The following is a 13,378-nucleotide window of genomic DNA, read 5'->3' as shown; positions in this document are numbered from 1 at the left end:
ATTTTATGGATAAGAAAGAGCAATTAAGTAGACAAGTAAAAACGGTAATAAATATTCTTGAAAAAGAATATTCTAACGAAATAAAAAAAGATATTTTTCAATTAATATATAAAAGATATAAGAAGGCACTGGAAGTTATTGAAAGTAATAAAGATTTAAACATAATAAATATTACTGGTGGTGTTAGAGCCTATATGGATAGTTATAATGACTATCAAAATCCCTTGTTAAAAGAATTACACAAGGCAGAAAACTTACTAAAAGAGTTATTATAACATATTAGATATTTACACCTACCTAAACCTTGATTGGCTAACAAGCCTTTCAAGGTTTCTTTCATGTTAGTGGGGCTACCCAGTGACGAAAAGTTCATTTTTTATACAGAGAATATGAGTAACCCCTGAAGCCCTATATGGTGTTTTAACAAATTCTTTAGTACGTACAACACTTATAAAACGTATGCCCTATCTACTCTTTATTTTATTAAGCAAATAACCATAATATCATCAGTTACCACCATTTCAATTATTCAAAACCTTACCTTCGCTTTCTCACTGCCTTTTAAATTTTTTCGCAACTTTTACGTACATAGAACGATTATTATAGCAAGAGGACTACTCCACCTCGATTAACTCCTGAATGTCGATGTCTAACACTTTGCATACTGTTTCTAATGTTGATAGATATACCCTATCTACGTTGTCTGAACAAAGATGGCTTATTGTATTAGGGCGAAGCCCTGTCATTCGTGCCAATTCACGTTGTGAAAGGTCACGTTCTTTAAGGATTTCCTTTAGCTTGATTGTAATAGGCATGGTACTTCCCTTCCTCTTATTCATGTTACCTTTTACGATACATCACAAACTTGTATCGGTAAAGGGGTTGATTGTATCGCTAAAGCCGCATACAATGAATTTATATTAATTATAGCGGCTAAGCGTTACGTTAATTGAAATTTATGTAACGGGAGAGTGAAGAATTGAACGTTGTTGGGTATATTTCTTATAGATTGAAGGACAAGTAAATAAAAGTGAACAGGCTAGCGTACCATTGTGCACCAATTGGTCAACGCTCGAACTAAGGATACTGGCATTTTCATTGAAACCGAATAGGAGGATGAGCGCTATGAAACATTTGTACATAAGAGTAGATTTGCATAAATAGCACCATGTGGCTGTAATTATGGATTGTTGGCAGGAGAAAATAACGGAGATACAGGTGGAAAATAAGCCAGCTGCTTTCCCAGCTTTTCTACTGGATATTGATAATATGAAAGATACTGATCAATTCAAAGAGTGTACAAGAATATTAAAAGAGCCAATTTAGAACACCTATTAAGAAGCATGCAACTCCCCATATTTTCAGACACACACATATCAGCATGTTGACCGAAGCCCGGGTAGACATTACAACGATCATGAAAAGAGTTGGTCACGATGATATGAAAACCACAATGAGAATTTACACACACGTAACTGAAAAAATGAAAGAGGATGCTTCGCAAAAAGTCCAGGAGACTTTCGGAAACATCCTCAATATCGGGATTTCATGAAGAAATGTTATCAAAATGTTATTTTTTTGAGCATTTCAGATGAAATCAACGGTCAAACCCTTGGTATATCAAGGGTTTTCGCCGTTTGATTACATCATTCCACCCATACCGCCCATGCCGCCCATATCAGGCATACCAGCACCGCCGCCAGCGTTTTCTTCTGGCTTGTCAGCGACAACAGCTTCTGTTGTTAACAACATAGCCGCTACAGATGCAGCGTTTTGCAGTGCAGAGCGTGTTACTTTTGTTGGGTCAACGATACCTTTGTCGATCATGTTTACCCATTCGCCAGTTGCAGCGTTGAAGCCTACGCCGATTTTTTCGTTTTTGAGGCGCTCAACGATGACAGATCCTTCAAGACCTGCATTGTGTGCGATTTGGCGAATTGGCTCTTCAAGCGCGCGAAGCACGATGTTGATACCTGTTTGCGCATCGCCTTCAGCTTCAACTGCAGCGACTTTGTTATATACGTTGACAAGCGCTGTACCACCGCCGGATACGATGCCTTCTTCAACAGCTGCGCGAGTTGAGTTCAGGGCGTCTTCGATGCGAAGTTTACGCTCTTTCAGCTCAGTTTCAGTCGCAGCGCCGACTTTGATGACAGCTACACCGCCAGCAAGTTTCGCAAGACGCTCTTGTAATTTTTCTCTGTCGAACTCAGAAGTTGTTTCTTCCACTTGGGCGCGGATTTGAGTCACGCGGGCAGAAATTTTGTCTGTTTCGCCAGCGCCTTCCACGATTGTTGTGTTTTCTTTTGTAACGACAACTTTAGAAGCGCGTCCCAATTGTGTGATTTGAGTCGATTTCAGGTCAAGGCCAAGATCTTCTGTGATGACTTCTCCGCCAGTAAGGACAGCGATGTCTTCAAGCATTGCTTTACGGCGGTCACCGAAGCCAGGAGCTTTAACAGCCACAGCGTTAAATGTGCCGCGGAGTTTGTTCACAACAAGTGTTGCAAGTGCTTCACCTTCAACGTCTTCTGCGATCAGAAGCAATGGCTTGCCTTGCTGAACAACCTGCTCAAGCACAGGAAGGATTTCTTGGATGTTTGTAATTTTTTTGTCTGTGATTAGGATGTAAGGATTGTCAAGAACCGCTTCCATCTTATCAGAGTCAGTTACCATGTAAGGAGACGCATATCCGCGGTCGAATTGCATACCTTCCACAACTTCAAGCTCAGTTGTGAAGCCTTTAGACTCTTCGATTGTGATAACGCCGTCGTTTCCTACGCGCTCCATTGCTTCAGCGATAAGGCTTCCGACTTCCTCATCTGCAGCAGAGATCGCAGCAACCTGAGCGATAGATTCTTTGCCTTCGATCGGCTTAGAAATTTCTTTTAAGTTTTCGATTGCAACTGCTACAGCTTTTTCCATACCTTTACGAACGCCTACAGGATTAGCGCCTGCTGTTACGTTTTTAAGGCCTTCACGAATCATAGCTTGCGCAAGAACTGTCGCAGTTGTTGTACCGTCACCGGCAACGTCGTTTGTTTTGCTGGCTACTTCAGCAACAAGCTTAGCACCCATGTTTTCAAATGCGTCTTCAAGTTCGATTTCTTTTGCGATTGTTACACCGTCATTTGTGATTAACGGAGAACCGAATTTTTTCTCTAGAACCACGTTGCGTCCTTTTGGTCCTAAAGTTACTTTTACAGCATCAGCAAGTGCATCGACCCCGCGTAGCATTGCGCGGCGAGCTTCTTCACTAAACTTAATATCTTTTGCCATGTTTACAGTACCTCCTCGAATTTTTAAATGTTTTTTATTTAAGAATTAGCCAATAACAGCTAAAATGTCGCTTTCACGTAAGATTAAGTATTCAGTACCTTCGTATTTCACTTCAGTACCTGCGTATTTTGAGAAGATAATGCGGTCGCCCTCTTTTACTTCTAAAGCAACGCGCTCTCCGCTTTCTAACACGCGACCTGAACCAGCTGCCACGATTTTGCCTTCTTGCGGTTTTTCTTTTGCAGAATCCGGTAACACAATTCCGCTGGCAGTTTTTTCTTCAGATTCTACGAGTTCAATGACAACGCGATCACCTAATGGCTTTAACAATGTAATAACCTCCTCAATAGTATGAATATGTAATTTTAGCACTCGACACTAAAGAGTGCTAACACAATTATTATAATAAAGAATCTTACTTCCAATTTCAAGTGATAAGATAAAAAAATTTTCACGCTTACATTATTCTTTTCAGATCCCTTATCCGTTAGCTTTTTCACCCCTTATCTGATTATGTTACAATAGCTGTAGATGAACGAAACCCACTTAACAAAGGAGTACATATCATTTGCGAAAACAATATTGGTTTATTATTTTGACATATGTCATTATGCAGTTTTCTTTCATAGTCGGAATTCCCTTGTTATTTAAACTCGGCTATGCCGGAGGAAAGCCTACAAATGAAAATCTCGTGCAAGCACAAGGATTATGGTCCGTTATCAGCTTTATCGCCTGTCTCATTGTCGTTCTGCTCATCCTGAGAACTGTACCGAAAGAAACATTGCGGAACGGCCGGAAAGACTCCGTCGGACTTTCTATTCTGTGGGCGATAGCCGGTTTATTCATTGCTCTCTTCTCTCAAATGATTGCAGGCTCTATTGAATATTATGTGTTTGGTATCGGAAGAGAATCAGAAAATACACAAGCTATTCTTGATGTCATTCAGGCAGTCCCATTCATGATGGTCGTTTCTTCAATTATCGGGCCTATATTGGAAGAAATCATCTTCAGAAAAATCATTTTCGGGGCGTTGTACGAGAAAACGAATTTCTTTTTTGCAGGACTGCTCAGCTCGATTATTTTCGGAATTGTGCATGCTGATTTGAAGCACCTTCTTCTCTATACAGCAATGGGGTTTACCTTCGCTTTCTTGTATGCAAGAACAAAACGGATTTGGGTGCCGATTTTCGCCCATGTGATGATGAATACATTTGTCGTCATCACACAGCTTGAGCCTGTTCAAAAGTATCTTGAACAGCAGACCGCACAAATGCAATTGATTATTGGAGGATTATTTTTATGAGAAACCCGGTCGTTTGGGGAATGATCTATTTTGCCGTAGGGTGCATCTTTACTTATCTTGCCGCAAGCTCGCCAGGCAGCATGTGGTCATTTTACTCCATCCTTCTGATGGTATTCGCCGCTTACAACATCAGCATTTCTTTTAAGATGTTCGCTTTTTCATTTAAACTCAAAAAGAACCAGAAATAAAGAAAATCCATTTCTCACATGAGAAATGGATTTTTTATGATTGTCCAGAAGATACGTCCTGGTCGGCAGCAGTGCTTTTCTGTGCTTTTCGATAGGCGATCTTCGATATAAAAATGCTGATTTCATATAAAATCAAGAGCGGAACAGTGACCATCATATGAGACAAAAGCTCAGGAGGCGTAATCAGGGCAGCAATCACCAGCAGCGCAAAGTACGCGTACTTTCTGATTTTCGCTAAGAGCATCGGTGTCACAATGCCAAGCCTAGTCAAAAACATGAGGATAACCGGCATTTGGAACAGCAGTCCAAACGGGATCGTCAGCTGCAAAAGAAAATGAAAATATTCATTAATTCCAATCACCTGATTGACATTCAAGTCTTCAGAGATTCGCTTCATAAAATCAACAACAAAAGGAAATAAAATATAATAAGAAAAGGATAGTCCCGCTAAAAACAGCAATATAGAGATCGGAATGTAGCCGAGTGTTATTTTGCGCTCTTTCTCATAGAGGCCTGGGCTCACAAAAGCCCAAAGCTGGTAAAGAATAATCGGTGAAGTCAGGACAAACCCAATGATAAACGCGAATTGCATAAACACCACAAGCGGGTCTGTCAGATTAAACGCGTTAAGCGTAAGCTCCTTCGCTTCATCCGTTTTTTGCAGATAAACAATAATCGGCTTCGCTGCAAAAAATCCTGCGATAAAGAAAACGACAAATGCCAGCGCCACAACCAGCAGCCGTTTTCGAAGCTCAGCAATATGCTCCAGAAGCGACATTTGATTCACTTTCATACGTGTCATCCTACCTTACAGTTCTTCTTTCTTTTTTTCCTCTTCATCACTCGTTAACCCTTTCGTCGCATTTTTGAATTCACGAAGTGTGTCTCCCGCTGCTTTCCCCAATTCAGGCAGCTTTTTGGGACCGAAGATGATCAGAGCAACGATTGCGATAACAGCAAAGCTTCCAGGACCGATCGGCATATGTGGGCTCCTCCTTCCCTTTTACTAGATTTCCTCTAAAACTGAATAATGCTTCAAGAAATAAACCAGTGACTGAAGCTCTACAGCTAAATCTATATGATGAATTCGAATGTGTTCCGGCACATTCAAACGGGCCGGCGTAAAATTAAGGATGCCTTTGACTCCTAATGCGACCAATCTGTCTGTAATCGATTGAGCGGCAATGGCTGGCACTGTAAGAATGGCGACTGATTCATCTTTTACGTGTTGTTCAAGGTCATTTAGGTTAAAGACAGGCACACCGCCTACCTCACGTCCTATTTTGCTCTCATTGATATCAAAAGCCATAGAAATTTTTGTGTTATTATTTTTTGTGAAATTATAGTGAAGAAATGCCGTGCCCAGATTCCCGACACCAATCAAAATGACGTTTGTCATCTCATCCTGATCAAGTGTTTTTCGGAAAAAAGACAGCAAATAATCCACATTATATCCATATCCTTTTTTGCCAAGAGCTCCAAAATAGGAAAAATCCCTGCGAATCGTAGCAGAATCAACCTTTACGGCATCACTCAGCTCAGCGGATGATACACGCTGTTTTCCTGACGCATGCAGATTCTTTAAAAAGCGATAGTAAAGCGGCAGCCGTTTTGCCGTCGCCTGCGGAATTTTTGATTGATCCTTATTCATTTTTGGTCCCCCACATTATACTCGGATAGTTCTCTTTTAAAGTCACCGTTTTTCCCGCCAGTCTTCTCCAGCAAGAAAGTAGGACCGATGACCATGCCTTTATCAAGGGCCTTGCACATATCGTAAACAGTAAGAGCACACACCGATGCAGAAGTGAGCGCTTCCATTTCCACACCTGTACTCCCTTTTGTTTTGACTTGTGCCTTTATATGAAGTATAACTCCAGTTTCATTTATTTTCCAGTCAAATGATATATCTACTCCGCTCAGTGAAAGCGGATGGCACATCGGAATGATATTGGACGTTTGCTTTGCGGCCATTATACCTGCCACCTGTGCGACAGCCAGTACATCTCCTTTGCCGATATCGTGACTTTTTATTTTCTCGTACACTTCATTCTTCATATGTACGCTTGAAACAGCCGCCGCAGTACGGACAGTCGAAGATTTTTCGCTGATGTCCACCATCTGGGCTCTGCCCTGTTCATTAAAATGAGAAAATCCATTCATATTCAAACTCTCCTTAAAAAGATCATACACTATTTCCTTCTCTAAGCCTTTTCGTACAATGTATTGTTTGCTGACTTCTGATTCATAAGCTACACTTAACTTATTATAGCAGAGGTGAAATAATATGATGATCTTACAAGTTAATCAGCTGTCCAAATCATTTGGTGCTGATACTATTTTAAACAATATAAAGCTGGAAGTCAGAAATCGTGATCGCATCGCCATTGTAGGAAGAAATGGCGCGGGGAAATCCACCCTCCTTAAAATTATCGCAGGTCAGCTTTCATATGAAAAGGGCGAAATTATTAAACCGAAAGATATGACAATGGGATACCTTGCCCAACATACGGGCTTGGATTCTAAGCTTACCATAAAAGAAGAACTGTTGACCGTTTTTGACCACTTAAAAGCAATGGAAAAGGAAATGCGTGTTATAGAAGAAAAAATGGCAGCAGCTGCTCCAGATGAATTGGAAAGCATCATGAAAACCTATGACCGGCTTCAGCAGGAATTCAAAGATCAAGGCGGCTATCAATATGAAGCGGATGTCAGATCAGTACTGCACGGTCTCGGCTTCAGCCATTTTGACGATTCAACACAGGTGCAAAGCCTGAGCGGAGGCCAGAAAACAAGGCTTGCTCTTGGTAAACTTCTGTTAACACAGCCTGATTTGCTCATTCTTGATGAGCCGACAAACCACCTTGATATTAATACGTTAACCTGGCTTGAGCATTATTTGCAAGGCTATTCAGGCGCCATTCTCATCGTTTCGCATGACCGCTACTTTTTAGACAAAGTGGTCAACCAAGTCTACGAGGTTTCAAGAGCCGATAGTAAAAAGTATCATGGCAACTATAGCGCTTATCTCGACCAAAAAGCTGCACAATATGAGAAAGATCTTAAAGTGTATGAAAAGCAGCAGGATGAAATCGCAAAGCTTCAGGACTTCGTAGACCGAAATCTGGCGAGAGCTTCTACCACAAAAAGAGCGCAAAGCCGCCGCAAGCAGCTCGAGCGAATGGAAGTCATGTCAAAGCCGCTCGGCGATGAAAAATCTGCAAGCTTTCATTTTGATATTACAAAGCAGAGCGGAAATGAAGTCTTGCGTGTTCAGGATCTCACAATCAGCTATGAAAACCAGCCGCCGCTGTTATCAGAAGTATCGTTTATGCTCACAAGAGGAGAAAGCGCAGCGCTCGTCGGCCCTAACGGAATCGGTAAATCGACATTGCTGAAAACATTAATGGACACCTTAAAGCCAGATCAAGGAACGATCTCCTATGGCTCGAATGTCAGTGTCGGCTACTATGATCAGGAGCAGGCTGAACTGACTTCCTCCAAACGTGTCCTTGATGAGCTGTGGGATGAGTACCCCGGTCTTCCGGAGAAAGAAATCCGAACTTGTCTCGGAAATTTCTTATTCTCTGGAGATGACGTGCTGAAACCGGTCCATTCACTGAGCGGGGGCGAAAAAGCAAGACTGGCGCTGGCTAAGCTGATGCTTCAAAAAGCCAATTTTCTCATCCTTGATGAACCGACAAACCATTTGGACTTAGATAGCAAAGAAGTTCTCGAAAACGCGCTGATTGACTATCCTGGCACACTGTTATTTGTCTCACATGACAGATATTTTATTAACAGAATCGCCACAAGGGTATTGGAGCTTTCATCAAACCATATAGAAGAGTATCTCGGAGATTACGATTATTATACAGAGAAAAAAACAGAGCAATTAGAATTAGAGAAAATGAAGCAGCAAGAGGAAACTGAAAAGACACCTGCTGCAGTGAAGTCTGACTCAAAACGCACCTACGAAGAAGAAAAAGAATGGAAAAAGAAAGAACGCCAACGCCTTCGTCGAATTGAAGAAATTGAAGCTGCAGTTCAAACTATTGAAGAAAACATCAGTCACAACGATGAATTGCTATGTGATCCGGAAGTCTACCAAGACCACGAAAAAGTACAAGCCATTCATGCAGACAACGAGAAGCTCAATCAAGAGCTGGAAACCCTTTTGTCCGAATGGGAAGAGCTATCCACAGAAGAAGCTTAAAAAAGTCAAGCACCTCTTTTTAGAGGTGCTTTTTTATCCACAGAAATTAACCTCATAAGCAAATGAAGTAAGCGATTATCCACATAATATTCTGAATATATCTACTTTACTAACAGTGTCTTCAACCCTTTATTTTTCTATATCTCTTTCAGCACGCCTATTTCTGTGGATAGATTGTGGATCAGCTATTAATAAAAAAGAAAAAAGCCTCACGCCATTATATCGTGAGACTTTGATAGGAAGTCAATTCAAGGCCAGGCTGCCCATTCATATCATATGCACCGCGTATTCCTTTTTCAAAAGCAACTGTTCCAGCAGCAGCGATCATCGCGGCGTTATCCGTGCATAACGCTAATGGAGGAATGATGAGCGTCATCTCTTCATTCTGGGCAAATTCTTTTTCTAATGCAGCTCTAAGACCGCTATTTGCAGCCACTCCTCCAGCTAAAAGGACCTGTTTGACACCGTATTCCTGTGCAGCGCGCGCTGTTTTGGTCACCAAGACATCAATCACGCTATTTTGGAAACTGGCAGACAAATCTTCAGGAGCAATCTCCTGTCCTTTTTGAGACGCATTATGAAGCGTATTGATCACCGCAGACTTCAACCCGCTGAAGCTGAAATTGTAAGAGCCCTCTTCAAGCCAAGCCCGAGGAAGTGGAATATTGTCATCCCCTTTTTCAGCAAGCTTATCAATTTGCGGTCCGCCCGGATATGGCAGTCCCATCGTTCTCGCTACTTTGTCGTACGCCTCTCCTGCGGCATCATCAAGAGTTTCCCCAATGACTTCAAATGATCCATGTTCCTTCATATACACCAATTCCGTATGGCCCCCTGAAACGACCAATGCCAAAGCGGGAAACACGATCTCTTCTACAAGACGATTCGCGTATATATGACCAGCTATATGATGGACACCAACTAACGGAATATGATGGGCAAAACTTAAGGCTTTAGCAGCATTCACTCCGATCAGAAGCGCTCCCACTAGTCCCGGTCCTTCAGTTACTGCGATTGCATCAATATCACTATACGTCATGCCGGCTTTGCGAAAGGCTTCTTCTATGACCAAAGTGATTTGCTCAACATGATGCCTTGAAGCAATTTCCGGGACAACTCCTCCAAATCGCTTATGACTTTCAATTTGAGAGGCTACTACATTTGAAATGATTTCATTCCCATTTTTTACGATAGCTGCCGCTGTCTCATCACAGCTTGTTTCTATTCCTAATACATAAATCTCTTTTTGCTCACTCATTTATCGTCACCCACATAATTAACGCATCTTCCCCATTATCAGTATAATAGTTCTTTCTTATTCCGCCGGGCTGCATTCCGAATTTCTTATATAAACCTTGAGCGGTATGATTGGAAACCCTCACTTCAAGCGACAGCCGCCTTGCGTCTTTTTCTTTGCACAATTCAACCGCTGAGCGAAAAAGTGCTTCTCCCAAAGACTGGCCGCGATATTCCGGTTTTATCGCTATATTTGTAATTTGAGCGTCATCCATCACAATCCAAATCCCGCAATAACCAACAACATGACCGTCTTTTTCAATCACAAGATAATGAGCATACGGATTTTCCAAAAGCTCATGATGAAATGAATCCTTCGTCCAAGGAGACGTAAAGGAGGAGGTTTCAATTTCGTATACGTGATCAATATCCTCAAGCTGCATGTTTCTGACCGCTGCTTTTGTTTTCATCCTATCACCCTACTTTTGGCTTTCAATCCATTTCGCCTCAGCTTCTGCCAGACGCAAGTACTCCGGAACAAGTCTGTGAACATCTTCTGCTTTCTTTTCCGCCCCTAGAAAAGCCAATTCTGAAGGACGCGGATTATGCTGAGCTGCTGCTCCAATGATCCCTTTACTTCCAAGCACATCCTCTATCATTTGCTTGTGAATAGAAGTATCATGACCTATAAACAAAACAGGGCGATCCTTTTCATTTAGCAGCTCCAGCCATTCGGCCAGCATCACGTTCTGATCAGAAACTACTTGCTCTAAAAGCCCTTTTTTGTATTCATACAGGCCTGTGTACACCTGTCCCCGTCTTGCATCAAAGATAGGACTGATCAGACCGTCAAAATGCCGTCCATTTGCTGCGAGCGCCTCAAGACTTGAAACAGCAGTAATCGGAATGTTTAATGACCAGGCAAGCGTTTTAGCGAGCGTTACACCGATTCTTACTCCTGTGTATGAGCCGGGGCCTTTTGCAACGACAATTTTAGAAAGGTCCCGCGGTGTCATCTCACAATCATTCAGCAATGAATGAACAGCAGGCATCGCTCTTACAGAGTGGTTCTTTTTCAAATATGTAATATGTTCTGCTATGACAGTTTCTTCTCTAAGCAGCGCAATGCCCAACGCATAATTGGATGTATCAATTGCTAATATTGTCATGTCTACTTATCTCCTCACAAAGCATTTCATACCGATCCCCAACAGCAGTAAAGGTTATTTCCCGCTCATCATCCCCAGCTCTTTTGATGACTATTTGCAGTCGTTCCTGCGGAAGCTGTTCTTCAATTAAATGGGCCCACTCAACGAGACAGACACCTTGTCCGTGAAAATATTCATCAAGCCCAAGGTCTTCACTTTCATCTTCCATTCTATACACATCCATATGATAAAGCGGAAGTATGCCATCGTTATATTCTTTTATAATGGTAAAAGTCGGACTGTTCACAACACGTGTAATGCCGAGTCCTTCCGCAAAACCTTTTGTAAAAGTCGTTTTTCCGGCTCCTAAATCGCCCTCTAATGTCAGGACGTCTCCCGGTTTAGCAAACGTTGCCGCAAGTTTTGCTATCGCTTTTGTTTCTTCAGGATTTTCAGTTCTCCACTTTAATTGCTTCACACGAGTCACCCGTCTTATTTAAAATGATTATATCCTTTTTTCTCTAAGGTCATTGCTGTTTTATCTGTTTTTAGGATCACGTTTGAGTCTGTTTTTTCTCTGACATGGCCAATCTCCGTGATGGGCAGTTGCCGTGTTTCGCACTCCTGCTTCAACACTTCCCATTCCTCTTTTGAGACCGTGCCTGTCAATTCATAATCCTCGCCGCCAAACAAAGCCCATTCTTTCCAGCTCAAATGAAGCTTAAGCAAACTAGAATGGACTGGAAGCAGGCTTTCATCAATTTCAATTGAAACACCGCTGGCTTCTGCAATCTCATTTAGTTCGCTGGCCAATCCGTCACTGATATCATTTAAAGATGCCCGCTTAAAACTCGAGCATATTTTGCCGACACTTACTCTTGGCTGAGGCCGCTTATGCCTGTTGATAAAGTAATCCGTGTCAACAGCTGTATTTTGAAGTTTAGTCTTCTCTAATAATATAGATAGCCCTGCTGCAGAAGAACCGACTTCCCCTGTAACAAACACAATATCATTTGGTCTTGCCAAGCTGCGCAAACAGGCTCGTCCCTTTGCTACTTCACCGATCACAGTAACGGTTACGACTAATTTGTCAGAGGTAGAGACTGTGTCGCCGCCAATCAAATCCATCTGATATAGTTTCGCCAGTTCATTCATTCCTTCATACATTGCTTTGATTTCAGATTCCGTCCATTTTGGAGGTACCGCAAGTGATACCAAATAAAATTTAGGAATGCCTCCCATCGCGGCAATATCACTTATATTAACGGCTAATGCCTTATACCCTATATCTTCAGGTGAGGAGTAGTGTAATGTAAAGTGCACATCTTCTACCATCGTATCAACACAAACAATTTCTTGAACGCCGTGTTTCGCAGTGTAGAGCGCTGCGTCATCACCTATCCCTACATCAACGGAAGAATGGTGAATGGTCCGCGGAGTAATGTTATGTATTAAATCAAATTCATCCATGAACCAAAACCACCTTTCCGGCTTATATTTATATGTGCTCTTCTTAGTGTATCGAATTTTGCTGGAATATCCAAGATGTTGTTGATATAAAGAAAGCTTGTCTATGACACCAAGCAGAAGATCAGTAAAAGAGAACACAAAAAAAAACGAAAACATGATCGTTTCGTTTACAATAATGGCGGTCCGGACGGGACTCGAACCCGCGACCTCCTGCGTGACAGGCAGGCATTCTAACCAACTGAACTACCGGACCATATTTGTATAAAATGATTTTGGCTGCGCCTTTCGGGCACTCCCTATTCCATTTTATATATTTGGTTGCGGGGGCAGGATTTGAACCTGCGACCTTCGGGTTATGAGCCCGACGAGCTACCGAACTGCTCCACCCCGCGATGATAATAAATTAAGTTAACAGCTTGGCGGCGTCCTACTCTCACAGGGGGAGACCCCCGACTACCATCGGCGCTGAAGAGCTTAACTTCCGTGTTCGGCATGGGAACGGGTGTGACCTCTTCGCTATCGCCACCAAACAAATGCCTTC

Annotated in this window: 16 protein-coding genes, 2 tRNA genes, 1 rRNA gene and 1 pseudogene; 5 read left to right on the top strand and 15 right to left on the bottom strand. The window is 42.2% G+C overall.

Going from position 1 to position 13,378, the window contains the following annotated elements; translation table 11 throughout:
• The first annotated feature begins 5 nt into the window (after positions 1-5).
• Complete coding sequence (locus AAGG74_RS21450) at positions 6-275, top strand: hypothetical protein (RefSeq protein WP_429677154.1); 270 nt, start codon at positions 6-8, stop codon at positions 273-275.
• 339 nt (positions 276-614) lie between these two features.
• Here AAGG74_RS21450 and AAGG74_RS21445 read toward each other — a convergent pair whose 3' ends face one another.
• Positions 615-815, bottom strand: coding sequence for a helix-turn-helix domain-containing protein (locus AAGG74_RS21445; protein ID WP_026906918.1), 201 nt, complete (start codon positions 813-815; stop codon positions 615-617).
• 509 nt (positions 816-1,324) lie between these two features.
• On the opposite strand from AAGG74_RS21445, the pseudogene AAGG74_RS21440 reads away from it, so the two are divergent.
• Positions 1,325-1,552, top strand: a pseudogene (locus AAGG74_RS21440) (tyrosine-type recombinase/integrase); the annotation flags it as partial.
• 89 nt (positions 1,553-1,641) lie between these two features.
• On the opposite strand, the gene groL reads toward AAGG74_RS21440, so the two are convergent.
• Both groL and groES read right to left on the bottom strand, forming a co-directional pair.
• A complete protein-coding gene (gene groL / locus AAGG74_RS21435; protein WP_162103214.1) occupies positions 1,642-3,279 on the bottom strand; it encodes a chaperonin GroEL in 1,638 nt (545 codons plus the stop codon).
• A 45-nt stretch (positions 3,280-3,324) separates the two neighbouring features.
• A complete protein-coding gene (gene groES, locus AAGG74_RS21430) occupies positions 3,325-3,609 on the bottom strand; it encodes a co-chaperone GroES (protein WP_003155970.1) in 285 nt (94 codons plus the stop codon).
• A 238-nt stretch (positions 3,610-3,847) separates the two neighbouring features.
• Here groES and AAGG74_RS21425 point away from each other — a divergent pair, with 238 nt between their 5' ends.
• A complete protein-coding gene (locus AAGG74_RS21425; RefSeq protein ID WP_162103213.1) occupies positions 3,848-4,582 on the top strand; it encodes a CPBP family intramembrane glutamic endopeptidase in 735 nt (244 codons plus the stop codon).
• A complete protein-coding gene (locus AAGG74_RS21420; RefSeq protein ID WP_162103212.1) occupies positions 4,579-4,770 on the top strand; it encodes a YdiK family protein in 192 nt (63 codons plus the stop codon). Before AAGG74_RS21425 ends, AAGG74_RS21420 begins: the two co-directional genes overlap by 4 nt.
• 34 nt (positions 4,771-4,804) lie before the next feature.
• Here the strand turns inward: AAGG74_RS21420 and tatC are convergent, their stop codons facing one another.
• Genes tatC through moaC form a run of 4 tightly spaced genes read right to left on the bottom strand, consistent with a single transcriptional unit; the run spans position 4,805 to position 6,930 of the window.
• Positions 4,805-5,572, bottom strand: coding sequence for a twin-arginine translocase subunit TatC (gene tatC / locus AAGG74_RS21415; protein WP_429677153.1), 768 nt, complete (start codon positions 5,570-5,572; stop codon positions 4,805-4,807).
• A gap of 6 nt (positions 5,573-5,578) precedes the next feature.
• Positions 5,579-5,752 (bottom strand): sec-independent protein translocase protein TatAY, encoded by a 174-nt coding sequence (gene tatAY, locus AAGG74_RS21410; protein WP_162103210.1) that lies wholly within the window; start codon positions 5,750-5,752, stop codon positions 5,579-5,581.
• Between the two features lie 24 nt (positions 5,753-5,776).
• On the bottom strand, positions 5,777-6,421 hold the full coding sequence (locus AAGG74_RS21405) for a redox-sensing transcriptional repressor Rex (RefSeq protein WP_162103209.1): 645 nt from the start codon (positions 6,419-6,421) through the stop codon (positions 5,777-5,779).
• Positions 6,418-6,930, bottom strand: a complete 513-nt coding sequence (gene moaC, locus AAGG74_RS21400) for a cyclic pyranopterin monophosphate synthase MoaC (RefSeq protein WP_162103208.1) — start codon at positions 6,928-6,930, stop codon at positions 6,418-6,420. The genes AAGG74_RS21405 and moaC overlap by 4 nt, the downstream gene beginning before the upstream one ends.
• 124 nt (positions 6,931-7,054) lie before the next feature.
• On the opposite strand from moaC, the gene AAGG74_RS21395 reads away from it, so the two are divergent.
• Positions 7,055-8,983, top strand: coding sequence for an ABC-F family ATP-binding cassette domain-containing protein (locus tag AAGG74_RS21395; RefSeq protein ID WP_429677152.1), 1,929 nt, complete (start codon positions 7,055-7,057; stop codon positions 8,981-8,983).
• A 217-nt stretch (positions 8,984-9,200) separates the two neighbouring features.
• Here the strand turns inward: AAGG74_RS21395 and tsaD are convergent, their stop codons facing one another.
• The 8 genes from tsaD to rrf all read right to left on the bottom strand — a co-directional run bounded on the left by tsaD (position 9,201) and on the right by rrf (position 13,367).
• Positions 9,201-10,241, bottom strand: coding sequence for a tRNA (adenosine(37)-N6)-threonylcarbamoyltransferase complex transferase subunit TsaD (tsaD, locus tag AAGG74_RS21390; RefSeq protein ID WP_429677151.1), 1,041 nt, complete (start codon positions 10,239-10,241; stop codon positions 9,201-9,203).
• Positions 10,234-10,689: a ribosomal protein S18-alanine N-acetyltransferase gene (rimI, locus tag AAGG74_RS21385; protein WP_429677150.1), complete on the bottom strand. Its 456-nt coding sequence runs from the start codon at positions 10,687-10,689 to the stop codon at positions 10,234-10,236. Before rimI ends, tsaD begins: the two co-directional genes overlap by 8 nt.
• A gap of 9 nt (positions 10,690-10,698) precedes the next feature.
• Positions 10,699-11,388, bottom strand: a complete 690-nt coding sequence (gene tsaB, locus AAGG74_RS21380) for a tRNA (adenosine(37)-N6)-threonylcarbamoyltransferase complex dimerization subunit type 1 TsaB (protein WP_162103204.1) — start codon at positions 11,386-11,388, stop codon at positions 10,699-10,701.
• Positions 11,369-11,845 carry a tRNA (adenosine(37)-N6)-threonylcarbamoyltransferase complex ATPase subunit type 1 TsaE gene (gene tsaE, locus AAGG74_RS21375; RefSeq protein WP_162103203.1) on the bottom strand — a complete coding sequence of 159 codons (477 nt, stop codon included), beginning with the start codon at positions 11,843-11,845 and terminating at the stop codon, positions 11,369-11,371. Before tsaE ends, tsaB begins: the two co-directional genes overlap by 20 nt.
• Positions 11,846-11,859: 14 nt before the next feature.
• Complete coding sequence (gene thiL, locus AAGG74_RS21370) at positions 11,860-12,837, bottom strand: thiamine-phosphate kinase (protein WP_429677149.1); 978 nt, start codon at positions 12,835-12,837, stop codon at positions 11,860-11,862.
• A gap of 176 nt (positions 12,838-13,013) precedes the next feature.
• A tRNA-Asp gene (locus tag AAGG74_RS21365) sits at positions 13,014-13,090 on the bottom strand.
• A 62-nt stretch (positions 13,091-13,152) separates the two neighbouring features.
• Positions 13,153-13,229: transfer RNA gene (locus tag AAGG74_RS21360), tRNA-Met, on the bottom strand.
• Positions 13,230-13,251: 22 nt separating this feature from the next.
• Positions 13,252-13,367: ribosomal RNA gene (gene rrf, locus AAGG74_RS21355) — 5S ribosomal RNA — on the bottom strand.
• Between the last annotated feature and the right edge of the window lie 11 nt (positions 13,368-13,378).

Source organism: Bacillus mexicanus (assembly GCF_050445615.1).
GTDB lineage: Bacteria > Bacillota > Bacilli > Bacillales > Bacillaceae > Bacillus > Bacillus mexicanus.
The sequence above is the reverse complement of the archived record's forward strand: the minus strand, read 5'-3'. Positions and strand labels throughout refer to the sequence as shown.